Genomic DNA, 22,844 nt, shown 5'->3' with positions numbered 1-22,844 from the left:
TCGCCCTTTGAAAATTCCCGCCATTATGTTCCTAGGAAGCCCCCCTGGGCTGTTGAGGCGAACATACGCCATCAACGAAATCATTCTTTAAAACCTCGCCAGTGGCCCGTACCGCAGAGCGGTGTACCTTACCCTTGCATTTCAGGGACTAAGGGTATCAGAATACCTTTTGCGCCGATTTGAGCACCAGCTTGCTGGGCGCGTTATAAATGCAGCTAAAGCGGGCGAGAACCCGCTTTGGCTGCGCCAGGTGGGTTTTTTCATGCCCGCGAGCCGCCGGATTTAAGCAACAACTTGCCGGGGCGGCCTATAAATCCCGGCTAAAGCGTTGGTCGTCCGTTCACGCTCCCCACCGGACCCCGCGCTCTGAGGCCCTGGGGAGCGCAGGAACGACCATGAGCAAACATACCCCCGGTGGCCACCGTGGCCACATCGTCCCCTTTCCCCGCTCCCCCGTCCCGCGACAGCCTGCCTCCGAAGCCCCCGGGAATGCCGCGGCGGAGGTGGTGGACCTGTCCTGGCAGCAGATGTTACGCGCCATCCATGAAGAGATGGAACTTGGCCTCGTGCTCCAGTGCAGCTACGAGCCGTGGCGAGTCAACCGCTTCATTGAGCGTCGTCGGGCCCGCAACGCCCGCCGCGACGCCAGGCGAATGGCCCGGCTTGCGGATAAAGGGAATCAGGATGGCTGACGAATACGTAGTCCACGTGGACGACAACACGGTCTTCGCCGTCTACCCCACAACGGAAGGAGTACCATGAAACACGAGGAACTTTCGCACCTGATGAATGCACTCGCCTTCGCGGCCCACAAGCATAAGAACCAGCGCCGCAAGGGCGTCGGGATCTCCGCCATGATCGTACAGCGAGGCGGGGTTCAGGGTGGTGAAGTAGCGGTTCTTCGCGCGGGCGGAGACCACGGACTCCACCCGGTAGCCGGGCAGGCCGTAGTAGGTGCGGGGTTTGAATCCGGGGCCGGCGCGGCTCCGCTCTTGGCCAGCCGCCGCCGTGCCCCAGTAGTTGGGGTCGAGGGCCGTCAGCCCTTCTTGTTTCCCCCAGTGGGTGAGGGGGACTCGTCCTTCTCGGTCGAGTCGGAGACTTGCGCCAGCATCCCTTCCGAGGCTCGCCGGTGCATCTCGTCGCGGATCTCCTGGCTCACCCCGCCGCGAGAATCGGAGTCGGCCGGGGTCGCCCCACCCGTACTTTTTGCTGAACGTCTCGTTGACCCCAAGTACCCGGGGATAGAGGTCACGTTCAACCCACCGTTGTAGATCGGGCTGTCCGGCCCCGCTAATCCTTTGTCGATAACTTTCGCCATCTGGATCTGCCTCCCAGTCGTTCATGTTGAGGTCGCAGTGAGTGGCGAACCTTTTGACTTTCAGTGTAGCAGGACGCCGACACTCACGGGCGCGGGGCGCCGGGAAAACTAGGTATACGGAAAACCCTCCCGATTTTGCGCCTCCTCGCTCTTGATAATTCAACAGCTTGCCGAGCCGCCTCAAGCTATACGTTAAACGGTTGTTTATGGTATAGTCTGGCCGTATCGAAATCACGGAGTGTTCGCATGCGCATCGCTATCTACGCCCGCGTCTCCACCGACGGCCAAACCACGCAGAACCAGATCCAGGCCTTGGAGGGCTGGGCCGAGCGGGCCGGACATGAGGTCGTCAAGATCTACGACGACAACGGGGTCAGCGGGGCCAAGGGCCGGGAGTTCCGCAAGCAGTTCGACGCCATGCTCAGGGCCGCCGCCCGGCGGGAGTTCGACCTGGTGGCGGCCTGGTCCGTAGACCGCCTCGGGAGGAGCCTGCAGGACCTCGTGGGCTTTCTCTCGGAACTCCACGCCATGGGGGTGGAGCTTTTCCTTCACCAGCAAGGCGTCGACACCACCACCCCCGCCGGCAAGGCCATGTTCCAGATGCTGGGCGTCTTCGCGGAGTTCGAGCGGGCGATGATCCAGGAGCGGGTCAAGGCGGGCCTGGAGCGTGCTCGTAGCCAGGGCAAGCGGTTGGGAAGACCCCAGGTCCAGCCACAGGTCGAAGCGGCCATACGGGCCGCCAGGGCTGAGGGCAAGGGCATGCTGCGTATCGCCCGGGAACTGGGCGTCGGTGTCAGCGTGGTCCAGCGGGTGGTGGCGAAGTAGCCCTGGGAGCGCTGTTCGGAGATACTGTATATCCATACAGCTCACGGTCCTGGCCATGCAGTTTCGCGTTCAACCCCTCCGCTATCGAGGCCGCCGTCGCCGCTGGCGCGACGTGGCGAACGCCAAGCCTTTGGTCGGCGAACTCCTGACCCATGTCCAGTTATCGAAGAGCGGAGTCCCCGTGCGAGTAGCGACCCTGCGGGACTCCACTGCCCCCGCCGGCGACGCGCTGCTCCCGCCGCTCTACGAGCCCGTCCTGGTCCTCGTCGGGCCTACCTCCCTGCGGCTACGGGGTATCGAGCACGCGAACGGGAGTGCTGTTGTTCAGGAGTGGTTTTGCGAGGAGATCTCATCACGCGCAGCCCTGGAACCTTAGACCGCCTTCCCAGCCCGGCCCCGGGCCTTCACTTCATAGGAAATAGCGTCCTATTTGGTTGCGCTTCTGGGAGAAGCGAAACCGCTAGACATGAAAAAACCCTGCCTGCCCTGAGCGAGGTTCGTGCGGTTGCTCCCGGGGGAGTCTCAGGCCTTCAGCTTGCGCCGGCTCAAGCCAAGACCGGCTCGAAGTGCACCGCCACGTCCAGGGCCTGCTTGTAGATGGGCAGGTGCTCGTAGCGGGCCATTGTCAACTTTTCCGACAAATCGCCCTGCGGGCGATGCAGGGGGAGGCCTCCCCTTGCACCCCTCACCCCCTCACCCCCTCACCCCCTCACCCCCCTCCCCGACCCATACTCCGGGCATCCTGCCCTTCGTCCTTCCGGGCCACCGCTTCGCGGTGTTCAATCCCGCTCCCGGCGGGGTTGTCCCCCGCAAGCGGGGGAGGGGGAAAGGGCCAAAGCGCCCGAATCACCGAAGCGCCGAATGCCGCCGCGCCCGCCGGCCCAGCCCCAGCAGCCCCAGCCCAGCCCCCAGCAGCACCAGGGTCCCGGGCTCCGGCACACTCTGCGCGGCGATATCGTCGGGGTGAACAGCCCACGCGAAGAACCCGACGTGCCTGGAGTTTCTGACCTGCGCGCCTTGGTTGAAGCGAAAGTTCCACGCGTTACTGGTCCCAGACTCCAACCCGGACCAGTAGCCGTCGGACTGGAGATTGTCGAACAGGCCGGTGTTGTCGAGGCCAAAGCCGGGCTGTTCAACGCACGATGTCGGGTCTCCATCGTTCGGCGTGCAGAAGCCCAGGTTGCCCAGGTTCACGTAGTACATGTGCCCCATCTCCGAGACCGGGTTGCCGGACCCGTCCCGCCAGCCGCCATCCGTGCCGTCGGTAGTGGTCTTCGCCCAACCCCAGTCGGTGGTGGCGTTGTTGCTTAAGAACGCGTCGAAGGCGCTGCCGTCGATGGGGCCCAGGGTCGGCAGGCGCCAGTCGTCGTAGCCGCCGAAGACCAGGTCGTCCGCCCAGGCCACCGCCGCGTCCCAGCCCATGCGCCCGTCGGCGGAGATGTCGTCGGTACCGCCGTCCGATTCGAGATTTGCGGCGGCAAAACCCGACGTGAACGCATAGTTCGCATCCCGCAGCCAGGTGATGTCCAGCACGTCGTCGTAGATGAGACCGCCGCCCCGGTCAATCAGCGTCGCACTTGCCGCACCCGGCAGCATCAACACCGCCGCCATACCCCATCCCTTCACTATCCGCTCTATATTCATGTTCATTTCCTTTATCCGTTGTCGTTTCCATCCAGATATATCACCGCCCATGGACGCCGCTTCATCGTAGGCTGATCAAGGTGGTCCAGTTTCGTGTCGCTGGGTTTTCCGTCATCTCCGAATCATGTCCCTTCAAGTGGGCGTCGCACTTCTCCCGCCTATTCAAGCCGGTGTAGATGGCTGGCCAGTCAGTGCCTGCGGCATCTGCAGCAAGCAACGCCGATCAGACCAAGCAGCGCTTCGCCTTCCCAATACGCCGCCCTCCGGGCGCTGAGGATGAACATTTGAGCTAAAAGCAGGGACCGTGCCAAATTGGTTGTGGCATAGAAAACAGAAGGTTATAGCTGATAATGCTTGGGGCGCGGCAAAGTTGCCGACTCATTCATATGAATGAGAAATTGGCGTAAGCGCCTATTATCGTTGAAGTTCGGGAGTTTAGCCGGCGGGTCACGCGGCGAGTTTGTGTAAGGTTTTCTGGAAATATCCCCGCGCGGCGTCCTCCGGGCTACACGATTCCGCTACCCGTGCGCAGCAGCAGCGCCGCCAGTTCTCCCTGGCGCCGTGTGTGGGTCTTGCGCAACAGATTGCGCAGGTGTGTACGGGTGGTGTTGATGGAGACTTGGCGTGACCTTGCATGCTCTTCCACGGTGATTCCGTTCATCAAGTCTCGAGCGAGCGCAGCCTCGCGGCGGGTGAGATTGTAGAGGTCGGCGAGCAGGTCCTCGGTGCTCGGCGGGATGCGCTCCGGGTCGGTGATGAATATCGCGGCGACGCCCCCGCGAGCGAAGGGCTGGCTCGCGGGTAAGCGGGTCAACATTATATTAAGTGGTCGGCGACCGCTCTGGCGCGGGAGCTGCAGGGTAGCGCCGCCGTGGGGCCGTTCGCCATCGACCTCACCGACGATGATGCGATTGATGGCGACCGCGAGGCCCCTGCGGGCACCCCGGAACGCCGCCACAGGCTCGAGGCCCTCCAGCTGCAGTGCATCCCCGTCGGTGACGAGCTGGCGGGCCGCCCGGTTCATGAAAATCACCCGGCCCTGCCTGTCCAGCACCAGCACGGCAGCCGCCATGCGATCGGTGATCGCCGTTAGGGCTTTCGTCTGGGTCTGGAGCGTCCCCAAGCGTTCCTGTATCTGGTGCCCGCGTATCAGATGCGGTATCAGCGTGCTCAGGCGCTCGAACTGGAGATCCGTTGGGGCCCCGCGTCGGCGGGCAGGAGAAAGCCCACGTATGCCATGCCGTCGCGGTCGTTACGCATCAGCGCCCCCATGTAGTCACCCAGGCGGTGGCGGGGCACGTACTCCTGGTAATACTCGCTGCGCTTCCGCCGCTCAAGTGGAATGTCCCGGTCCGACAGGATCTGTCCTACCCTCGCTGCCGCACCGAATTCGACCCGCGGATTGATGGCCCAGTAATACTCGATGTATTCGGGAAGGACGGTGGGATCTGGGGTGACGCTGACGTTGGCCACGATGCCTTGGCCGTGCCGGATCACGGACATGTCCGCCGCGAAGCAGTCCAGCCAGTCCATGATGTCGGGAAGCAGCTCGTGCCACAGGTGCGGCTCAAGCGCTGCGCCGTATATCCGGTCGATGAAAGAGGCCTGGTCCTTGTCCATGTGACAGTGTCACTGCGGCGAGTCGGGTTCCTCTTAACTTAAGCAAAGAATCGGGCTTGTTTCCATAATTACGTGTAGAGCCCTATGCAGAAGGGGGCCTTTATCCCTTTCAGGAAGCATCGGTTGACGGGGGGTTCCCGAGCGATGCCGTAGCTCCGACCTAAGTGCCCTTCATGCCTTTTTGCAAGGAAAAGAAGAGCGGACTCTAAGAACCCCGGTCCCTCACAGTTTCCGCCAAGTGTAAAGTTTTCCGACAGTTTCGCTTTTAAAAGTAGCGAAACCTTTCAGGAACGCCGTTCTTCCCACTTACTCATTGGGCGCTGGCGGACCATCCTCAAGCACTGGCCGCGGCCCGCCCGCCTGGATGCGTTGATAAATCTCCTCCCGATGCACCGCTACTTCTGAAGGCGCCTCGATGCCAATCCGAACCTGATTCGCCTTCACTCCGAGCACGGTCACGGTGATGTCGTCGTTGATGCGCAAGGTTTCGCCTACGCGGCGGGTGAGTATAAGCATGGTTGCCTCCTTGGCTGTTGCGTTGCTCTGGTGATGGTGGCCGCTACCTCCGGCGCCATTCCCACGGTGGGACGGGGCTGGCGGCCTTCCAGAGCCCCCTGTCGGCGTTCTGGGCCGCCGCTTCGGCCTCCAGCAGCGGCTTGCGGTACGGGGGCTTGGCATACTTGCGGTAGACCCATGCCGCGCCGGCCACCACGAGCTGCCGGTTGATCCACTCGTCGCCGTCGTAGAGATGGGCCACCGTCCGACCGTAGCGGTCCACCGTGATGGTAGTCGCGCACAGGGTGCGGCCATAAGCGAGCCGGGCCAGCAGCTTGGTCGCCTCTCGGCCGTAGGGCTGGTCGCGTTCAGGGGTGTCGATGTCGGCGAGTCGGATCTTCACCGGCTGCGCCTGGGGGGATTCGGCCAGGCGCAGAGTGTCGCCGTCCACTACCCGCTGGGTCTGGCCGCGTAGGTCACACTGAGGGCTGGCCGCGAGGGCTGGAGAACACTGATAGCCTCCTTGCCGGTTTACGAGGCGCTAAGGGTAGCGGCTGTTGACCCAGAGGTGAAGGGCCCGGGAGCGAGGCTCCCGGGCGGAGGGAATTAGTCCTCTTCCATGGCCACCAGGACTACGTCCTCTGGTCTCGGGAAGGACTGGAGCTGCCACCCCTCTACGTAGTACTCCTCCTCATCGTCGAGGAAGAGGACCTTGTAGACCTCGATCGGGTCTCTTGTTTGATATTCCGCCTCACGGTAGCTCTCGGTGTGGCGTGGAGGATTGAGAACTACAGCGAGGTGGAGGCCTTCAGCACTGGTCACGACGACCAGGGAACCTGGCTTGAAATCAGACATACGCAACCTCCCGAGCATTGCTCGTGATTGAAGTGGCGTTGTCTGATTCGAAGCGAAGTATCGCACGGTGAGCATAGGGATACCGTGAGGTGGGTCACAAGGTGCGCCTACCTCACGGCCAGCCCCACCGTGGAGGTATGTTTTCCTGATCTCAGGGCTCTGCACCGTCTGCGAGGTCAGCAGCCCTCTCGTTCTCCTCCAGCGCGCAGAGGTAGAGCACCATGTCGTCGTGACACCGGATGTATGAAGGATAGGCCGCCGCTAGTTCCTCCGGGTCGTCGCCGGTGATCTTCGCGAGGCCTCGAAAGTATTCGCTGCGGTCCCTATCGCCGACGCGCGCCTCGAGCAGCTCAACCCGCTTTCTGAACGTCACCCACCTGCTCCTCGAGGCGCGCGAGCCGCTCGGCCAGCTCGTCCATTTCCTTGACGCGTGCCAGCGCGCCCAGGGCCGTCAGAAGCTGCGCCGCCTGGCTCGCCGGAATCTCCCCCTCTCCTGCCGTCTTGAGGACGGCCGCCCCGGTGTCCGTCAACGAGTTGCCGGTGGGAAAGGTCACTGGCACCTCTACCGGCCTCAGCGCCGGAAAGACACGATCCAGCAGGAGCCGCGCCGCCGTCATGTCGCCGAGCTCCGCCTTGAGGGCAATTGTCTCGAGGACTTCCGGCAGGTGCCCTTCAAGCTGATTCCGCATCTGGGCGACCTTTCCGGTGCCCGGCGTACGGCCTTTTGGATTTCCCGATTGACCTTTCTTCCAAACCATATTGCACCCACCCTGATATATCATTGCTGAAATTATAACACCCCGATTCTTCCTTTTTTAGTTTAGGTTGTGCCCTAGAACTTTCTACTCAGGAGTCCGTGACGTGGGAACTCTCCTCGCTCGCGCGCTTGGCGGGAATAGGGATCAAATCCCTATTAGTATTAATAGAGGATTGATCCCTATTCGCGGAGATCAACTCCCACCCAGGGCGCCCCTTCCTAGCCCTTCTCACGCGCTTCAACACGACAGCGTCACGCCCCTTCTCGGCCCACTGCCGGACGCGCATCGCCCACGCTTTCGCCCCCTTTCCGCCGCGCAGGGCCTCTACAGCTTTATGGCTTAGCGACAATCGCCCCTGCTGTTCGGCCACAAGGGTCATAAGCCCGGGCGGTCCGAGCAGGTCTTTCAGGGTACATATCCGGTCAGGGCGAATACCGGCGATAGGCTGGCCAGTGATTAGAAAGATCCGCTTTGGCTCCCGGTTGTGAATCAGCCGAAACCGATCAATAGCCTGTAGAACTTCGTGATCGAGCTTGCTCTCTAGCATGCTCTGCACAAGGGGGTCGACATGCCCCCAGGGCTCCGTACTGGGGCCATCCCTGCGTCCTGCATAGGGCACCCTCCTTTGGGTGTACGCCCCTGGCAGCTCCAGCTTTCGGTCCCAATAGATCGCCCGTGCCGTCGACTCTACAGCCTTCGCCGGTGTAAGAATCCGGCTCACGATAATCCCTACCTCACATGCCTCGAGCTTGTTTTGTCCGCGCAGCTTGCCGAACGTCAGGTGTGGTACGCCCAGGTCTTCGAACTGCTTTGTCACGGCCTTTGGTACAACAGCACCGCCATCAAGACACCAGGCGAAGCCTGCGATGTCCTGCACACGGTCAGAGTGCTTTTGCAGCCATCCATACGACAGGGTGTGGTCATATACCTGGATGAGTTCGACGTTACGTCTTACTGGTATGGGATGATAGTTGAGTCGAGGGAAGTGCGCGTCTAATGCCTGTCTTGGCGGCGTCGCATCCAATATCAACAAACCTATGCCGCGTCGCCTAAGCCTCGATGCCTTTGCCACCCAGGAGACTTTTAAGCGCTCATCCTCAATCCAGACATTGTTGCAGTATTCGGATTGTACTGCCGCGCGGAGCATCTGGAGTACGCTAGCCATTGCAACCCGCTCAGAGTGGCCAATATCGCGCACTGCCATCAATGCATCTTCCATCGTATCCTCCGGACGAAGGGGTAACTGGTGTCTCGCCGATAGACTTGGCACTCGTAGCCTCAGCTCCAGCTCTTCTTCGAAATTGTCTTGTAACACTCCCAGGACAGGCTTGCCTTCTCGTGCGGCCTCCAGGATCGCATCGCTTATCGTGCCGTTGACAGGCGACTCTACTCCCCCTTCCTCGCCCAACACCGGAAGCTCTTCCGGATCCCGTAAATCGAACGCATCTGCATCATTGAGCGCGGCCAATCTGACCTCGTCCTCCCCGACCAGGTTGTCGATGAAGCTCTCATCGACGACGTTGAACTGCGGAGAGCCCAGAATCTCCTCCAGCGCCTTATCAAGCTCGTTCGGCTTTGTGGCGAGATGGCTGTGGGTTCTTATCACAATGCGTGCTGCAAGAGGGTCGACGAACTGATTAATATAGGGGCACCCATCGCGGTATGGACATGGACACTTCTCTGTTCCACACAACTCTTGGTACGTGGGCGTGGGCGCACCCCTTTTCTCCAAACTCTCGATGACGGCCGACTTGCGGCAAAAAGTATGTCCATCGTGCTTGTACGTTCGGCCTCGAAGGACATGGACTGTGCCCCCAAGATGTCGGATCTTTTCCGCCACTTCCTCTGCATGCGCATGGTCCGGAACGTATAGGTCCACTCGAAGGTTTCGTTCAATCACCTGTCGAAGCACCTGTGTGGTCTTCCCCAGGCCGGCCGCGCCCGCGATAAGGTGCCTTCCCGGAGGACCTTCCAGGATCTCTTTTATGGCTTTGCCTAGAGCGTTCGTGCCCTGTTCGGCATCGTATTGCAGTTCTACGACAGGTGGCGTGTTGCCGAACAACGTCGGGCCCAAGAGGGTAACCGCGCCCTCGACCGCTCGCTCAATCTCCTGGCGCAACGGGCCGCTAGACAGACGGCCTTCCTTCTTGCGAGCCGCGAGTACTGTCTTTTCCAAGGACTTTACTTTCTTGTAGACGAGATCTTCTATCTCGTCGGCAGAAAGTTCACCCTGGCGGTTCCTCACCAAAGAGAGAGTCGCGCTCAGAATCTGCTCATGAAGGCCTGTAGGAGAATTGATTCGATTCAGCTCTTCGCCGTCGACCGCGAGGGTCACTCGAAGCGAAGAGCTTCCATTACCTACAGGAATAGATACCGAGCCTGCTACGGTTGCGTCCCACTCCAGACCGAGCGTGTCCGTCTCGCCGCGCACCAGAAGCCACCTCTGTGGCATCGGGTCTGCCGCAGTACCTCCGTCTTTGGTCTGTATCATCGGGCTGGCTGTATAGATGACCTGAGCGACGTGGGCAATTGCTGGGTCGATCTTCAACTCGGCATGGCCCGCTGCAGCCTCTGCCAGCCAGGATTTCTGATGCTCGAGCAGCATGGGGGTATCGAGAATGAAGTAGAGGCGAAGGCGCGCTGGTGAGCCAACCTGCACTTGTTGAGATGACGTTAACTGCACTACAGCGGAGGCCGTCTCGAACTCTGGTCCGAGTTGTGCCAATAGCCATCGTATACCCGGTTCCGGATGCTGAGGATCGAAATCGGGGATGGGCGCCCCGTCGATGTCGAGGACGAAGAGGCGGTCCTCGGCTGTCTCCAGCGTCGCGGGGTGATCAGGCTTGGGGTGGGCCAACCGGCGTCCAGGACGCTTTTCTCTCGCCAGGGTCTCGCCGTAGGTAGTAAGCCGTCCTCGAATCAGGAACAGACGTTCCTTACGGCTTACCCTTTCGAGCAGTCGGTAAAGTGGCTCGATGCCGTCGCAGTACCCTGGCCTGAACTGGAAATAGCGCTCCGGGTGTATCTCCGCGAGACACTTGCCATCGGGGGTTATCGTCTTCGTGCGAGGCTTTCGCCCTGTGCCGAACACCAGCGGAACAGCGCCCTGTGAGGCCGCAAGGCTCGCCTTTTCGGCCTCGGCGTCACTCTCTTCCGGGGACGTGCTATCGTACTTGTCGAATAGCCAGGCCTGCTTCTCGGGGGTGAACTCGGTCAGCTCCCCGTTCAGCTGCTTGCCGGTGACCGTAACGAACCGCGCTGAGTGCCCGGCGTACAACTCCACCTGGCGGTCCTCGGACCAGCCCAGGTCTCGTGGGGCGGTGCCCTCGAGCACCACCCGCACGCCGGTGCCCGACGGGGACAGCTCGGTGTAACTGTGGAGGTAGTCCACCAGCTCCTGGGCCCAGGGCTCGAGCACGCCATCTGCCACGCAGTGGTCCAGGTCCACGCACACGTAACCCTGCTCGCACTGTAGGCCCAGGCCTTTGAACCCGCCGCGCTTGTAGAGGGTCAGGGCATCGTCGTAGGTGAGCCACTGCTCTGGCTCCGCGGTCGAGACCCCGGCCTGCGGGCTTTTCATGGGCACCTTGTCCCATCCGCGGCCGGCCTTCTTGGGGAAGGCGCGCCAGACGCACCATCGGCCATCGCGCTTGAGTTGGGCGGGGATTTGTTCCGGGTGAAATCCGACCGTTTTCATCGCTGCCCCCCGAACATAACGCGCTTACCCAGCACCTCCTCGATTCGCTCTTGCCACTCGGGCGGCACTCGACCGCGCGTGTGCCAGGCGAACACTCCTCGCAAGCTTCGGCTGTTGTCGCTCCTTTCGATATCGATCACAGCGCGCCCTCCGCGAGTCGTTGAACGAGCGCGCGAATGTCCTCGACTCGCCACGCTGTAATGCGTGGCCCGAGCTTCACGGGCTGTGGGAAGCGACCGGCTTTTACACCCGCCCACCATGACGAATGAGAGACCGGAATTATCGGTGGGATGGGTGGATCTGCCTTTAGATCACCCAGGATTTGGGCTTCTCGAAGAAAGCCCTCTGACGGCAACTGTGACATCTCGTACGACCTCGTCGTTTGATGGACCAGGTCGTACGTTAGGGGAGTTAATCTGAAGGCCGGGATAATTGGGATTTTGAAATCCCAATTGAGATTTGGCTTGTCCTACGCCTACTCTAGGTCCAGGTCATCACGAATCTCTTTGAGAAACTTTTCGATCGTCCCGTGTGAGACTGGCTGCCCGAGCCTTTCTGTTACCTGTACCAATTCTGTGGCTGCGCCACGCTTGTGACAATCTATGTTTTGTTTTTTACAAAGTGCCGCAACGATCCTCAATAAGGACTTGCGTTCTTTGGGGTGCAGATCCTTGTCGAGCGGTTTTTTTCTCGGGCCGCTGAGTTTGCGGTTCTCATCAAGTACGAGCCGCGCCCTCAGAAGGGGATGGCCATACTCATCCGCATCAGTACCCATCTCTTCTAGCCCGAAGAAATACGCACCGGAAACGTAGTTATCAGAGGGGCTCCCACCAGTCATCTGCTGATGCTTATATACGGTGTTTAATTCCTCAAGGATTGCCTTTTTCTCGGAGTCGTGAGCTGAGCGGAACCTACCAACGCCGTCCAACCACAAGGCGCCTTCTTCCTCAACGACTGTAGCGATTTCCGCTACCGGTATGCGTTCATGGCAAATGAGATCCCTCAGACATCTGTAGTCCTTGTCCGTCATGGCTCCGTCTCGTCCTCTCAGTCCGGTGACAAACTACGTCTCCCTTTCGGATATCGTTCCGAGTGGACATTGCTTGAGGAACTTTAGCGGAGCAGTTGTTGCGACTGAAATACGGAGGGTGGCCCCCGTAGGGAGCCGGCAAGGCCAGCAGGGAGAAACGCTATTACAGTAGATTTGATGGGACAGTCTGTGTGCGACGTTTTTTACGCTTTCTAAACAACTACTTAGAAACTAAATGGCGGAGAGGGTGGGATTCGAACCCACGGACGGTCGCCCGTCGCCGGTTTTCAAGACCGGTGCTTTCGACCACTCAGCCACCTCTCCGATTAAACCTGTCGTTGACCGCCCTACCCGGCAGACCGCGGCGTTCGGGCCGCGGGACGCCGCGCGGCCGGCCCTTGAAAAGGACGCGCGCCGCCGCCATTCTGCGATGCAAGTGAGCGGCGGGAGAGCATATCGGAAAGTCTGGGCCACCACCAAGACCGCAATGTTGATATTTCGACCCCGTCGGTTATGATTCGTCAGAACTTTTCCCAGCGGCCGTAGTCTCAAGGTGCGGCATAAACCATATTAACCGGAGGCTCGTAACCCCATGAGAAACAACGAATTCGCTATCGCGCGAGGCCAGGAGTCGGCGCTATCGACCAACAAGGTCCTGCGCCAGACCTACATGCTGCTGTCCATGACCCTGCTGTTCAGTGGCTTGACGGCGGGCGTCTCCATGGCCATCAACCCACCCATCGGGGTGAGCATGATCGCCTCCCTGGTGTCCCTGGGTCTGTTGTGGTTCGTGGTGCCGCGCACCGCCAACTCGGCCGCCGGTATCTGGGTGGTGTTTCTCGTGACCGGCCTGCTGGGCTTCGGCCTCGGGCCCATCCTGAACCACTATGCAGCCCTGCCCAACGGTGGCCAGCTGGTGATGACGGCACTAGGCGGAACCGGCGTGGTGTTCCTGGGCCTGTCGGGCTATGCCCTGACCACTCGCAAGGACTTCAGCTTCATGGCCGGCTTCATCTTTACCGGCGTGCTGGTGGCCTTCATCGCCGGCATCGCGGCCATGATCTTCAACATTCCGGCGCTGTCGCTCGGCGTGTCCGCCATGTTCATCATGCTCATGTCCGGCTACATCCTGTACCAGACCAGCGAGATCATCCACGGCGGCGAGACCAACTACATACTGGCCACCATCGGCCTCTACGTGGCCATCTACAACATCTTCACCAGCCTGTTGCACCTGCTGGGTGCGTTCGGCGGCAACGACTAATCGCCCGCAGGGCGGCGTTCCCCGGTCCCTTCCAGAGGCCCCGTAACCGCGGGGCCTTTTTCATTGGGGCGCAAGAACTGCCCGGTGTTATAATCCCGTCCCGTCTGCGACACACCCGCTGTAACGTAAACCGCACACCTGTCCGATATTTCCACGGGGAGTTCATCAGTCCATGAGAATCGGCATTCCCAAAGAGACCCAGCCCGGCGAGAGGCGCGTCGCCGCCAGCACCGAGTCCGTAGCACAACTAATCGAACTGGGATTCACCGTCGCGGTGGAGAGCGGGGCCGGTACCGAGGCCCACTTCGATGACGACGCCTACGTCCAGGCCGGGGCCGACGTCTACCAGGACGCGCGCGAGTTGTGGTCCGCATCCGACGTCATCATCAAGGTCATGCCGCCCGCCGTCACCGCGTCGGGTGACCATGAGGCGGACCTCATGAAAGCAGGGGCCACCCTCATCAGTTTCGTGTGGCCGGCGCGCAATGAGGAACTCATGAAACGCCTGGCGGCCCGGGGCGTGAACGTACTGGCCATGGACGCGGTGCCCCGCATCTCCCGGGCCCAGAAGCTGGATGCCCTGTCCTCCATGGCCAACATCGCCGGCTACCGGGCGGTCATCGAGGCCGCCGAGCACTTCGGCCGCTTTTTCACCGGCCAGATCACGGCCGCGGGCAAGATCCCACCGGCCAAGGTGTTGGTCATCGGCGCGGGTGTGGCCGGCCTCTCGTCCCTCGGCACCGCCGCCGGCCTGGGGGCCATCGTGCGCGCCTTCGATACCCGGCCCGAGGTCAAGGAGCAGGTGGAAAGCATGGGCGCCGAGTTCCTCGAGGTGGAGATGGAAGAGGACGGCGGCGGCGAAGGCGGTTACGCCAAGGTGATGAGCGAGGCCTTCATCGAGGCAGAGATGGCCCTGTTCGCGGCCCAGGCCCGGGAGGTGGACATCATCATCACCACCGCCCTCATCCCCGGCAAGCCCGCGCCGAAGCTCATCACCGAGGACATGGTGAAGTCCATGGCCCTGGGCAGCGTGGTGGTAGACCTGGCGGCCGAACAGGGCGGCAACTGCGCATGCACGGTGCCGGGGGAGGTGACGGTGAAGCACGGCGTCACCATCATCGGCTTTACGGATCTGGCGAGCCGACTGGCCACCCAGGCCAGCCGACTCTACGCCACCAACATCCGCCATCTGCTGGGCGAGCTGACGCCCGCGAAGGACGGCAATGTGGTCATCGACATGGACGACGAGGTGATCCGCGGCTGCACCGTGGTCCATGACGGTGAGATCACCTGGCCGCCACCACCGCCGCGCATCTCCGCCGCCCCGCCGGCGGGGCCGAAGCCTGCACCCGCACCGGCACCGAAGGCCAGAAAGCACGGGTCCCCGTGGCGCACCGCCACCATCATGGGCGTGCTGGCCTTGGTGTTCGCAGGGGTGGGGACCACGGCGCCGCCCGAGTTCCTCAATCACTTCACCGTGTTCGTGTTGTCCTGTTTCATCGGCTACAAGGTGGTGTGGAGCGTGACACCGTCCCTCCACACCCCACTCATCAGCGTTACCAACGCCATCAGCGGCATCATCGTGGTGGGCGCCCTGCTGCAGATCTCGGGTCCGCCAGGCAGCCTGGTCACCATCCTCGCCTTCATCGCCGTGCTCATCTCCACCGTCAACATCACCGGCGGTTTCCTGGTGACCCAGCGCATGCTGGGCATGTTCAAGAAGCAGGACGACTAAGGAGCGACTCACCCCATGTCATCAGGACTCACCACCGCCGCCTACCTGGCCGCCGGCGCCCTCTTCATCCTCTCGCTGTCGGGCCTCAGCCATCCCGAGTCGGCGCGCCGCGGCAACCTCTACGGCATGGTCGGCATGTTCATCGCCATCGTGGCCACGGTATCCATGACGGCGGTCACCAACTACGCCCTCATCGCCCCCGCCATGATCATCGGCGCCGTCGTCGGCCTGGTGGTGGCACGCCGGGTGGTCATGACCGCCATGCCGCAACTCGTGGCCATGCTCCACAGCTTCGTGGGACTGGCCGCCGTGCTGGTGGGTTTCGCCACCTATCTGGACCCGACCGTTCACCACAGCGGCGTGGAGCGGACCATCCATGAGATCGAGATCTACCTGGGGGTCCTCATCGGCGCCCTCACCTTCACCGGCTCGGTGGTCGCCTTCGGCAAGCTGCAGGGGGTCATCACCAGCAAACCCTTGCTCCTGCCGGCCCGCCACTGGCTGAACTTGGGCCTGCTCCTGGCCAGCATCTTCGCCGGCTACTGGTTCGTGGGGGCGGAGATGGGCCTCGGCCTCGCCATGTTGCTGGCCATGATGGCAATGGCGCTGGCCTTCGGCGTGCTCATGGTGCTCGCCATCGGCGGTGCGGACATGCCGGTAGTGATATCCATGCTGAACAGCTACTCGGGTTGGGCGGCGGCGGCCACCGGATTCATGCTGTCAAACGACCTGCTGATCATCACCGGCGCCCTGGTGGGTTCCAGTGGCGCCATTCTCAGCTACATCATGTGCCAGGCCATGAACCGCCACTTCCTGTCGGTGATCGCCGGCGGCTTCGGCGCCACCGCCGCGGTCGCGGGCGCATCCGATGACGAGCAGGGCGAGGTGGACCCCATCAGCGCCGAGGAGACGGCCCGGCTGCTGCTGGACGCGGACCGTGTGGTGATCGTACCCGGCTACGGCATGGCGGTAGCCCATGCCCAGCATCCCATCGCGGAGATCACCAGTAAACTGAAGGCCAAGGGCGTGGACGTGCGCTTCGCCATCCATCCGGTGGCCGGGCGCATGCCGGGCCACATGAACGTGTTGCTGGCGGAGGCCCGAGTCCCCTACGACATCGTGCTGGAGATGGACGAGATCAATGCGGATTTTCCCAGCACCGACGTGGTGCTGGTGATCGGTGCCAACGACATCGTCAATCCCAGCGCCCAGACCAATCCCGGCAGCCCCATCGCCGGCATGCCGGTGCTGGCGGTGTGGAATGCCAAGACGGTGGTGGTGATGAAACGCAGCATGGCCACGGGCTACGCGGGGGTGGAGAACCCTCTGTTTTTCCGAGAAAACACTCGCATGCTGTTCGGCGACGCCCGCGCCACCACCGAGGCCATCCAGGCAGCCTTATAGCGGTCCCTGTCGGTATCCCGCCGGCGCGGCCGGTTTCCAACCGGGGAGCCAGGGTAAACCGCACACGGCCGCGGGATCGGGAGGGATCTCGTTCATCCCCGTCCTACATCTTTTGGCCTATTTCGTGTCTTTCGTGGTTCCTGTCTCGTTCTGTTCAGGCGCACGCCACGGCCAGCGCACCCACCGGACAGGGGGCGACGCAGGCGCCGCAACCGGTGCAGCGCTCAACGTCTATGACCAGGCGACGCCGGCGGTCCATGGCCAGGGCCCGGGCTTCACAGAGCCCCAGGCAGGACATGCACAGCACGCCGTTCCACGCCAGGCAGCGGTCACGGGCGAGGCGCGCCTCACCCCTCACCCGCACCGTGCTGCCCGGAGCCACCGTCTGACGTTCCGGGCAGGCCTCGAGACACTCGCCGCAGAAAGTACAGCCCGCCAGGGTGAAATCCAGGTAGGGCTCGCCGGCGAGACGATGGCCCAGGGGATGGAAGCGGACGATTTCCTGGGGACAAGCCGGCTCACACGGCCCGCTACACTCGTTGCAGGCCTCCTCCACCACTTGCAGCCCGGGTGGCCAGGGACCCAAACGCTTGTCGCGCCGCTCCACGCGCTGCCGCCCCTCCCGGGTCAGGAACTCGCCCCGCAGCAGCCCTCGCCGTACCGGGTCCGGGGCGCCGGCGTCAGAAGTCCGGGACATCCCGCGTCCCCGGCCCAGGACCACCCCCCCGGCGCACGACCCTAGTCACGGGTATTAACCACCAGAGGCTCGGCACCGGACTGGGGCACATGGCACTGGGAGCATACATAGTTGGCCCCGGACAGGGTCTTCTCGTCACCCTCACCCTTGAAGCCGCCGTAGTGGCTGCGGGGTATGGGTGGGGTCGCCCCCTTGCGGTATGCACGGCCGATGAGATGGGGGCGATCATGACAGGCGGCGCATGCATTATTGCCGGCGGTGATGGGCATGAAGGCGTCGATGGCATGGGGTATCTGGGGCGGCGCGCCCCCGAAACCGCCGTAGGCACGCGGCAGCATGGTGCTCTGTCGCGGCTGGGCATCCGGATAGGCGAAGGCGTCGGGGGTCGGGGTGTCGAAGACGCTGGTCTTGCTGAGGCCCATCTCGTCCGCCGCCAGGGGCTCGGCGGTAGCGGCGGCCGTGGCGTAGGCCAGCAGGGCACCCATTATCATCAGATGGCTCATTCTCATATCACTCTCCTAGGTGTGGACCTGACGGTGGTTCGTGCCCCCGGCGGGGGCGTCGATACGGGGACGCAGGGCGAAGGCGAGGGTGTCCTCCGGGCATACGGTGATGCAGCGCCCACAGTTGGTGCATTCCCCCGAGGCAATCATGCCCGCCTCCGAGGCCTGCCTGAGATTCAGCACCTGGGGTTCGGGGCAGACCCGGGCGCAATCACCGCAGTGGGTGCAGGTGGGGGTATCGAAGGCCACCCGCACCAGGGCCACCCGCCCCACCAGGGCGTAGAAGGCCCCCAGGGGACAAAGATGGCCGCACCAGCCGTGGCGCAGCACCAGGAGGTCGAACAGCAGGATCCCCAGCACCGCCACCCAGCCCATGCCGATGCCGTAGAGCAGCTCGCGGTGCAAGATGGCGATGGGGCTGATCCACTCGAAGGCGGCCACACCCATGAGCACCGACAGCACCAGGCTCAAGACCAGCACGCTGTAGCGCAGGTTGCGGCTCACATGGAATATGTCCGAGACCCCGAGGCGGCGCCGCAACCAGGCCGCGCCGTCGGTCACCATATTGATGGGGCAGACCCAGGCACACCAGGTGCGCCCGCCGATGAGCCCATAGGCACCAAGGACGATGGCGGCCCCCAGCCACACCTCCGGATTGAGGACCACGCCGCCGAGGGTGATCTGCAGGACCGCGAAGGGATCTGCCATGGGGATGATCCCCAACACCTCGGAGGCGCTCAGATTACCCTGCAACAGCGGCCGTCCGAAGACGTTCCAGCCCCAGTGGGCGGTGCCGAAGAAGAGCACCAGCAGACCCACCTGGACCAGACGCCGATAGATGATGAAGCGCCACACCCGCAGCCTGCCCCCGAGGGAGCCGGGCATGACGAAATGCCGGACCGGCCGGCCGTTGGGCCCCAGGCGCGGCGGGCCGGTGTCGGTCACAGCCCCCCCTCGTTGAGATAATCGAGGCCCGTGGGCGCGGCCGGCGGCGCGGCCTCGGGGCGACCGGGGTCGAAATCCTCGGTGATGCCGGCGTCGTTCTTCCAGCCGAGCCGGTAATGCTCCCCGATGCGGCCCCGTACCAGTTCAGGCTGCACCACCCGGATGGCGGCCTCGTCGGTGGGACAGGCCTTCTCGCAGATCCCGCAGCCGGTGCAGGCATCGCTGTGCACCAGGGGCACGAACATGGCGTGCTTGCTGATGCGGCGCGGGTTGTGCTCCACGGTGATGGCCTTGTCCGTCAGGGGACACTCGCGGTGGCAGATCTCGCAGCGCAGACCCTGCCAGGACAGGCAGTTCTCGATATCGATGACGGCCTGCCCCATGCGGGCATCGGCGATGTCCGCAAGCCCCGGGTCCAGGGCGCCGGTGGGGCAGGCGTTCATGCACGGGATGTCCTCGCACATGTAGCAGGGGATATCACGGGGCACGAAATAGGGGGTGCCGATGGGCACCGCATCGCCCGTATGGGCGAGTTTCAGGGTATCGAAGGGGCAAGCCCGCACACATTGGCCGCACTTGATGCACTTGGTATTGAAATCGTCGGCCACGCGGGCGCCGGGCGGGCGGATGGCGAAGGCCGCGGCGTTGGCCTGCTGCTTCAGCAGGTAGGCCCACACCAGCCCGCCGGTGGCCGCCAGGGCGACACCCTGGGCGGACTTGATCAGGAACTCCCTGCGAGTGCTGCTCATCACCTCCATCTCCGGCATCGGTTCGGGGCCGTCCCCTGGCCCCCCTCGTCGATCCTCAGGCCTTGTACACCTTCACCGCGGCCTTCTTGAAGTCCGTTTCCTTGGACATGGGACAGGTCATGTCGATGCAGACCTTGTTGGCGAACACCCCCTCGTCGAAGAAGGGCAGGAAGGTGTAGCCCCGCGGGGCACGGTTACGCCCCTGGGTCTCCACCACCGCCTTGATCTTGCCGCGGCGGGATTCGATCCAGGCGACATCGTTGCGCTTGAGCCCCCGTGCCTTGGCATCTTCGGGATGCATGTACAACTGGGCCGTGGGCACCGCGCGGTGGAGTTCGGGCACCCGGCGGGTCATGGTGCCCGTGTGCCAGTGCTCCAGCACCCGGCCGGTGGCCAGCCACAGGTCGTAGTTCTCATCCGGCTGCTCCGGCGGTGCCGCGTAGGGGCGGAAGAAGATCTTGGCCTTGTCCGGCAGGGGCTTCTTGTCTGCGCTGGTGACACCGTCCAGATCTCCGGTGGGCGTCGCCTTGAGGGCCTTGCCGTAGAAGGCGAAGCCGGCACCCTTGGGCACATAGGGGTCGTATTCTTCGTTGAAGCGCCACTCGGTCTCCTTGCCGTCGATGACCGGCCACTTGAGGCCCCGTACGTCGTCGCGCATATAGGTGTCGAAATCCGCCAGATCATGCTGGAAGTTGAGGGTGAACTGGCGGTACTCGTTGAACAGGGCTTTCTCCGGGAACCAGCCGTCCCCCAGCCGCTCGGCGATGTGGTTGTCATGGCCCTTGGCGACCGCGTGGTCGGGCCATGCCACCTTGCGGTTCTCCGGGCTGGCGAACAGCACGTCATAGAGGGTGTCGTCGGGCGAATAGCCCATCTTCGCCGCCTCCGTGAGCACGTCGGGCAGCTTGTCACCCGGTGCACCCGCCACCTTCTGCTCACCCCACACGTCCTTCAGGGTGAACCGCTTGGCGAACTCCAGGCCCTGCCATACATCGCCCATGGCCTCGCCCGGGGGCGCCACCTGTTGGCGCCAGCCCTGGGTACGGCGCTCGGCGTTGCCGTAGAGGCCCCACTTCTCGAAGATCATGGCGGTGGGCAGGATGAGGTCGGCCACCTTGGCGGACACCGTGGGATAGGCCTCCGAGACCACCAGGAAGTTGTCCTGCTTGCGCGCGGCGGTGATCCAGTGGTTGGCATTGGCGGTGGCCTGGAAGGGGTTGTTCACCTGCACCCAGGCCCACTTGACGCCGCCGTCCTCGAGGTCCCGCATGATCTTGTTGATGTGGCTGCCGGTCTTGGGGTTGAGAGTATTGGCGGGCAGCTTCCAGATCTTCTCCGCGCGCTCGCGATGCTTGGGATTGCCCACTACCATATCCGCGGGCAGGCGATGGGCGAAGGTGCCCACCTCGCGGGCGGTACCGCAGGCGGAGGGCTGGCCCGTGAGGGAGAAGGCGCCGTTGCCCGGCATGGACTGCTTGCCCAGCAGCAGATGCAGCATGTAGGCCTGCTCGTTCACCCAGCTGCCGCGGTAGTGCTGGTTGAACCCCATGGTCCAGAAGCTCACCACCTTGCGATCCTTCTCGAGGTACAGGTCGGCCAGCTGCTCAAGCTTCTTCTTGTGGGACTCCAGGGACTCGTCCGGGTCACCCTTGGAGAGTTCCGCCACGAAGTCGAGGGTATAGGGCTCCACCCCCTTCTTGAAGTCGTCGAAGCCGATCTGCCAATGCTTGACCGGCGCCGCCGTGTTCTTCTGCTCCACCACGGTGCCCGGCTCCTTGCGCTGGGCGACGGCCTCGTACTTGTCCAGGGTCACCTTCAGTTCCTTGGCCTGGATGTCCTTCTCGGCGTCGAAGGCATACTCGTCCGTGGCCCGCATGCCATAGCCGATGTCATAGGGCCCGGTGGCGAAGACGCAGTGCTTGTCCACGAATTCGTGGTTCACGGCATCCCGGGCGATGGCCTCCCGGGCCAGGTAGTTCCAGATGGCCAGGTCGGTGCCCGGCTTGAATACGATCTCCGCGTCGGCGATGTCCGAGGTCTGGTTGCCATAGGTGGTGAGATTGACGATGCGGGTGTTGTCGCTGGAGAGGCGGCGATCGGACACCCGTGCCCACAGGATGGGATGGCACTCGGCCATGTTGGCACCCCAGGTCACGATGGTGTCGGTGTACTCGATGTCGTCATAGTTGCCCGCCGGCTCGTCGATACCGAAGCTCTGGATGAAAGCCACCACCGCCGAGGCCATGCAGTGGCGGGCGTTGGGGTCGATGTTGTTGCTGCGAAAGCCCGCCTTCATGAGCTTGGCGGACACATAGCCCTCGGGGATGGTGTACTGCCCCGAGCCGAAGATGGCCACGCCGTGGGGGCCCATCTCCTTGTAGGTCTTCCTGAACTGCTTCTCCATCTCGTCGAAGGCCTGATCCCAGGTCACCGGATAAAACTTGCCCTCCTTGTGGAACTTGCCGTCTTTCATGCGCATCAAGGGTTGGGTCAGGCGGTCCTTGCCGTACATGATCTTGCCGTTGAAGTAGCCTTTGATGCAGTTGAGGCCGCGGTTCACGGGGGCGTCGGGGTCACCCTTGGTGGCCATGATGCGGCCGCCCTGGGTGGCCACCATGATGCCGCAGCCGGTGCCGCAGAAGCGGCACACGCTCTTGTCCCATTGCCAGTCCTTCTCGGCCTCGGCGGCCTGGGCGATAGAGGACTTGCTCACCGGTATACCGACGGCGGCGGCCGCCGAGGCGGCGACACTGCTCTTGAGAAACTTTCGGCGGGTCAACTCCATGATGGTTCTCCTGAAAACGTGAACGACCACACCGGCGGAGCCGGTCCGTTAATCTGTGAGATTGTCGGCCGTGAGATAGTCGGGAACGGCCGGCCGGTCGAGGGCCTCCACCCGCTCCGGCGGATAGTTCTGGGGGTCTTCGGCAAAATAGTGATAGGCCATCTCGGCCATCACCACGTGGGGCAACTGTTTGATACGCTTGAGACCGGCGACCTCGTCGTCGATGGACTCGGCCTCCTGAACCACGATGATGCGTCCGGACGGCGGGTCGGTATGGTGGACCTCGACGCCCGGCAGGGCGTCCAGTTCCGCCACCACGGCGGCCATATGCGGGGGCGTGGCAACCACGAGAATGCCCGATAGGTTCATACGTTATCCTCCAGCCAGCATGAGGACGGAACAACCGCCCGCGACACGAATCACCCTAGATGCAGCAAACCGCAGTGTCCTTGATCCAGAACAAGCTTCGCAGGCCGAAATTGACTGAAATCAACGCGTTAGTAGTTAATTAAATAACCAA

The 22,844-nt window shown here is 62.8% G+C and carries 23 protein-coding genes, 1 tRNA gene and 1 riboswitch; of the genes, 5 read left to right on the top strand and 19 right to left on the bottom strand.

What is annotated here, in order from left to right:
* The first annotated feature begins 161 nt into the window (after positions 1 to 161).
* Positions 162 to 240: riboswitch (SAM riboswitch) on the top strand.
* A 155-nt stretch (positions 241 to 395) separates the two neighbouring features.
* Entirely contained in the window at positions 396 to 692 is a 297-nt protein-coding gene (locus U5S82_19905; protein MDZ7753842.1) for a hypothetical protein, read from the top strand.
* A gap of 42 nt (positions 693 to 734) precedes the next feature.
* Here U5S82_19905 and U5S82_19900 read toward each other — a convergent pair whose 3' ends face one another.
* The gene (locus tag U5S82_19900; GenBank protein ID MDZ7753841.1) at positions 735 to 1,343 is read right to left on the bottom strand and encodes a hypothetical protein; all 609 of its coding nucleotides are present in this window, start codon (positions 1,341 to 1,343) and stop codon (positions 735 to 737) included.
* 221 nt (positions 1,344 to 1,564) lie between these two features.
* Between U5S82_19900 and U5S82_19895 the strand changes: the two genes are divergently transcribed.
* Positions 1,565 to 2,143 (top strand): recombinase family protein, encoded by a 579-nt coding sequence (locus tag U5S82_19895; protein MDZ7753840.1) that lies wholly within the window; start codon positions 1,565 to 1,567, stop codon positions 2,141 to 2,143.
* A gap of 846 nt (positions 2,144 to 2,989) precedes the next feature.
* On the opposite strand, the gene U5S82_19890 is transcribed toward U5S82_19895, so the two are convergent.
* From U5S82_19890 to U5S82_19835, 12 genes are all read right to left on the bottom strand, one after another.
* On the bottom strand, positions 2,990 to 3,793 hold the full coding sequence (locus U5S82_19890) for a PEP-CTERM sorting domain-containing protein (GenBank protein ID MDZ7753839.1): 804 nt from the start codon (positions 3,791 to 3,793) through the stop codon (positions 2,990 to 2,992).
* Positions 3,794 to 4,292: 499 nt separating this feature from the next.
* Positions 4,293 to 4,859 (bottom strand): LuxR C-terminal-related transcriptional regulator, encoded by a 567-nt coding sequence (locus U5S82_19885; GenBank protein ID MDZ7753838.1) that lies wholly within the window; start codon positions 4,857 to 4,859, stop codon positions 4,293 to 4,295.
* 98 nt (positions 4,860 to 4,957) lie between these two features.
* Entirely contained in the window at positions 4,958 to 5,407 is a 450-nt protein-coding gene (locus U5S82_19880) for a hypothetical protein (GenBank protein MDZ7753837.1), read from the bottom strand.
* A 306-nt stretch (positions 5,408 to 5,713) separates the two neighbouring features.
* The gene (gene csrA, locus U5S82_19875; protein ID MDZ7753836.1) at positions 5,714 to 5,923 is read right to left on the bottom strand and encodes a carbon storage regulator CsrA; all 210 of its coding nucleotides are present in this window, start codon (positions 5,921 to 5,923) and stop codon (positions 5,714 to 5,716) included.
* Between the two features lie 43 nt (positions 5,924 to 5,966).
* Positions 5,967 to 6,353 (bottom strand): thermonuclease family protein, encoded by a 387-nt coding sequence (locus U5S82_19870; protein MDZ7753835.1) that lies wholly within the window; start codon positions 6,351 to 6,353, stop codon positions 5,967 to 5,969.
* Between the two features lie 155 nt (positions 6,354 to 6,508).
* The gene (locus U5S82_19865; GenBank protein MDZ7753834.1) at positions 6,509 to 6,757 is read right to left on the bottom strand and encodes a hypothetical protein; all 249 of its coding nucleotides are present in this window, start codon (positions 6,755 to 6,757) and stop codon (positions 6,509 to 6,511) included.
* 151 nt (positions 6,758 to 6,908) lie between these two features.
* Positions 6,909 to 7,130 carry a hypothetical protein gene (locus tag U5S82_19860; protein ID MDZ7753833.1) on the bottom strand — a complete coding sequence of 74 codons (222 nt, stop codon included), beginning with the start codon at positions 7,128 to 7,130 and terminating at the stop codon, positions 6,909 to 6,911.
* A complete protein-coding gene (locus U5S82_19855) occupies positions 7,108 to 7,515 on the bottom strand; it encodes a DUF5681 domain-containing protein (GenBank protein ID MDZ7753832.1) in 408 nt (135 codons plus the stop codon). The genes U5S82_19860 and U5S82_19855 overlap by 23 nt, the downstream gene beginning before the upstream one ends.
* A gap of 88 nt (positions 7,516 to 7,603) precedes the next feature.
* Positions 7,604 to 11,095 (bottom strand): hypothetical protein, encoded by a 3,492-nt coding sequence (locus U5S82_19850; protein ID MDZ7753831.1) that lies wholly within the window; start codon positions 11,093 to 11,095, stop codon positions 7,604 to 7,606.
* A gap of 253 nt (positions 11,096 to 11,348) precedes the next feature.
* On the bottom strand, positions 11,349 to 11,576 hold the full coding sequence (locus U5S82_19845; protein ID MDZ7753830.1) for an AlpA family phage regulatory protein: 228 nt from the start codon (positions 11,574 to 11,576) through the stop codon (positions 11,349 to 11,351).
* A 111-nt stretch (positions 11,577 to 11,687) separates the two neighbouring features.
* On the bottom strand, positions 11,688 to 12,242 hold the full coding sequence (locus U5S82_19840; protein ID MDZ7753829.1) for a hypothetical protein: 555 nt from the start codon (positions 12,240 to 12,242) through the stop codon (positions 11,688 to 11,690).
* A gap of 236 nt (positions 12,243 to 12,478) precedes the next feature.
* A tRNA-Ser gene (locus tag U5S82_19835) sits at positions 12,479 to 12,566 on the bottom strand.
* A 268-nt stretch (positions 12,567 to 12,834) separates the two neighbouring features.
* Between U5S82_19835 and U5S82_19830 the strand changes: the two genes are divergently transcribed.
* The 3 genes from U5S82_19830 to pntB all read left to right on the top strand — a co-directional run bounded on the left by U5S82_19830 (position 12,835) and on the right by pntB (position 16,645).
* Positions 12,835 to 13,506: a Bax inhibitor-1/YccA family protein gene (locus U5S82_19830; GenBank protein ID MDZ7753828.1), complete on the top strand. Its 672-nt coding sequence runs from the start codon at positions 12,835 to 12,837 to the stop codon at positions 13,504 to 13,506.
* A 172-nt stretch (positions 13,507 to 13,678) separates the two neighbouring features.
* A complete protein-coding gene (locus U5S82_19825; GenBank protein ID MDZ7753827.1) occupies positions 13,679 to 15,241 on the top strand; it encodes a Re/Si-specific NAD(P)(+) transhydrogenase subunit alpha in 1,563 nt (520 codons plus the stop codon).
* Between the two features lie 15 nt (positions 15,242 to 15,256).
* Positions 15,257 to 16,645 (top strand): Re/Si-specific NAD(P)(+) transhydrogenase subunit beta, encoded by a 1,389-nt coding sequence (gene pntB / locus U5S82_19820; protein ID MDZ7753826.1) that lies wholly within the window; start codon positions 15,257 to 15,259, stop codon positions 16,643 to 16,645.
* Positions 16,646 to 16,799: 154 nt separating this feature from the next.
* Here the strand turns inward: pntB and U5S82_19815 are convergent, their stop codons facing one another.
* Genes U5S82_19815 through U5S82_19790 form a run of 6 tightly spaced genes read right to left on the bottom strand, consistent with a single transcriptional unit; the run spans position 16,800 to position 22,693 of the window.
* On the bottom strand, positions 16,800 to 17,342 hold the full coding sequence (locus tag U5S82_19815; GenBank protein MDZ7753825.1) for a 4Fe-4S dicluster domain-containing protein: 543 nt from the start codon (positions 17,340 to 17,342) through the stop codon (positions 16,800 to 16,802).
* Positions 17,343 to 17,383: 41 nt separating this feature from the next.
* Positions 17,384 to 17,845: a nitrate reductase cytochrome c-type subunit gene (locus U5S82_19810; GenBank protein ID MDZ7753824.1), complete on the bottom strand. Its 462-nt coding sequence runs from the start codon at positions 17,843 to 17,845 to the stop codon at positions 17,384 to 17,386.
* 15 nt (positions 17,846 to 17,860) lie between these two features.
* Positions 17,861 to 18,790 carry a quinol dehydrogenase ferredoxin subunit NapH gene (napH, locus tag U5S82_19805; protein MDZ7753823.1) on the bottom strand — a complete coding sequence of 310 codons (930 nt, stop codon included), beginning with the start codon at positions 18,788 to 18,790 and terminating at the stop codon, positions 17,861 to 17,863.
* Positions 18,787 to 19,539, bottom strand: coding sequence for a ferredoxin-type protein NapG (gene napG, locus U5S82_19800; protein MDZ7753822.1), 753 nt, complete (start codon positions 19,537 to 19,539; stop codon positions 18,787 to 18,789). The genes napH and napG overlap by 4 nt, the downstream gene beginning before the upstream one ends.
* 55 nt (positions 19,540 to 19,594) lie before the next feature.
* On the bottom strand, positions 19,595 to 22,318 hold the full coding sequence (gene napA, locus U5S82_19795; GenBank protein ID MDZ7753821.1) for a nitrate reductase catalytic subunit NapA: 2,724 nt from the start codon (positions 22,316 to 22,318) through the stop codon (positions 19,595 to 19,597).
* A gap of 54 nt (positions 22,319 to 22,372) precedes the next feature.
* Entirely contained in the window at positions 22,373 to 22,693 is a 321-nt protein-coding gene (locus U5S82_19790; protein ID MDZ7753820.1) for a chaperone NapD, read from the bottom strand.
* Between the last annotated feature and the right edge of the window lie 151 nt (positions 22,694 to 22,844).

The sequence above is a fragment of the Gammaproteobacteria bacterium genome (assembly GCA_034522055.1).
Classification (GTDB): domain Bacteria; phylum Pseudomonadota; class Gammaproteobacteria; order JAABTG01; family JAABTG01; genus JAABTG01.
This window is presented reverse-complemented; position numbering and strand designations above follow the sequence as displayed.

Excerpts from the sequence above, each read along its gene's own strand:
- U5S82_19905 (MDZ7753842.1), top strand. The coding sequence starts at position 396 with ATGAGCAAACATACCCCCGGTGGCCACCGTGGCCACATCGTCCCCTTT.
- U5S82_19900 (MDZ7753841.1), bottom strand. The coding sequence starts at position 1,343 with ATGAACGACTGGGAGGCAGATCCAGATGGCGAAAGTTATCGACAAAGG.
- U5S82_19895 (MDZ7753840.1), top strand. The coding sequence starts at position 1,565 with ATGCGCATCGCTATCTACGCCCGCGTCTCCACCGACGGCCAAACCACG.
- U5S82_19890 (MDZ7753839.1), bottom strand. The coding sequence starts at position 3,793 with ATGAACATGAATATAGAGCGGATAGTGAAGGGATGGGGTATGGCGGCG.
- U5S82_19885 (MDZ7753838.1), bottom strand. The coding sequence starts at position 4,859 with ATGGCGGCTGCCGTGCTGGTGCTGGACAGGCAGGGCCGGGTGATTTTC.
- U5S82_19880 (MDZ7753837.1), bottom strand. The coding sequence starts at position 5,407 with ATGGACAAGGACCAGGCCTCTTTCATCGACCGGATATACGGCGCAGCG.
- csrA (MDZ7753836.1), bottom strand. The coding sequence starts at position 5,923 with ATGCTTATACTCACCCGCCGCGTAGGCGAAACCTTGCGCATCAACGAC.
- U5S82_19865 (MDZ7753834.1), bottom strand. The coding sequence starts at position 6,757 with ATGTCTGATTTCAAGCCAGGTTCCCTGGTCGTCGTGACCAGTGCTGAA.
- U5S82_19855 (MDZ7753832.1), bottom strand. The coding sequence starts at position 7,515 with ATGGTTTGGAAGAAAGGTCAATCGGGAAATCCAAAAGGCCGTACGCCG.
- U5S82_19850 (MDZ7753831.1), bottom strand. The coding sequence starts at position 11,095 with ATGAAAAGCCCGCAGGCCGGGGTCTCGACCGCGGAGCCAGAGCAGTGG.
- U5S82_19845 (MDZ7753830.1), bottom strand. The coding sequence starts at position 11,576 with ATGTCACAGTTGCCGTCAGAGGGCTTTCTTCGAGAAGCCCAAATCCTG.
- U5S82_19840 (MDZ7753829.1), bottom strand. The coding sequence starts at position 12,242 with ATGACGGACAAGGACTACAGATGTCTGAGGGATCTCATTTGCCATGAA.
- U5S82_19830 (MDZ7753828.1), top strand. The coding sequence starts at position 12,835 with ATGAGAAACAACGAATTCGCTATCGCGCGAGGCCAGGAGTCGGCGCTA.
- U5S82_19825 (MDZ7753827.1), top strand. The coding sequence starts at position 13,679 with ATGAGAATCGGCATTCCCAAAGAGACCCAGCCCGGCGAGAGGCGCGTC.
- pntB (MDZ7753826.1), top strand. The coding sequence starts at position 15,257 with ATGTCATCAGGACTCACCACCGCCGCCTACCTGGCCGCCGGCGCCCTC.
- U5S82_19815 (MDZ7753825.1), bottom strand. The coding sequence starts at position 17,342 with ATGTCCCGGACTTCTGACGCCGGCGCCCCGGACCCGGTACGGCGAGGG.
- U5S82_19810 (MDZ7753824.1), bottom strand. The coding sequence starts at position 17,845 with ATGAGCCATCTGATGATAATGGGTGCCCTGCTGGCCTACGCCACGGCC.
- napG (MDZ7753822.1), bottom strand. The coding sequence starts at position 19,539 with ATGAGCAGCACTCGCAGGGAGTTCCTGATCAAGTCCGCCCAGGGTGTC.
- U5S82_19790 (MDZ7753820.1), bottom strand. The coding sequence starts at position 22,693 with ATGAACCTATCGGGCATTCTCGTGGTTGCCACGCCCCCGCATATGGCC.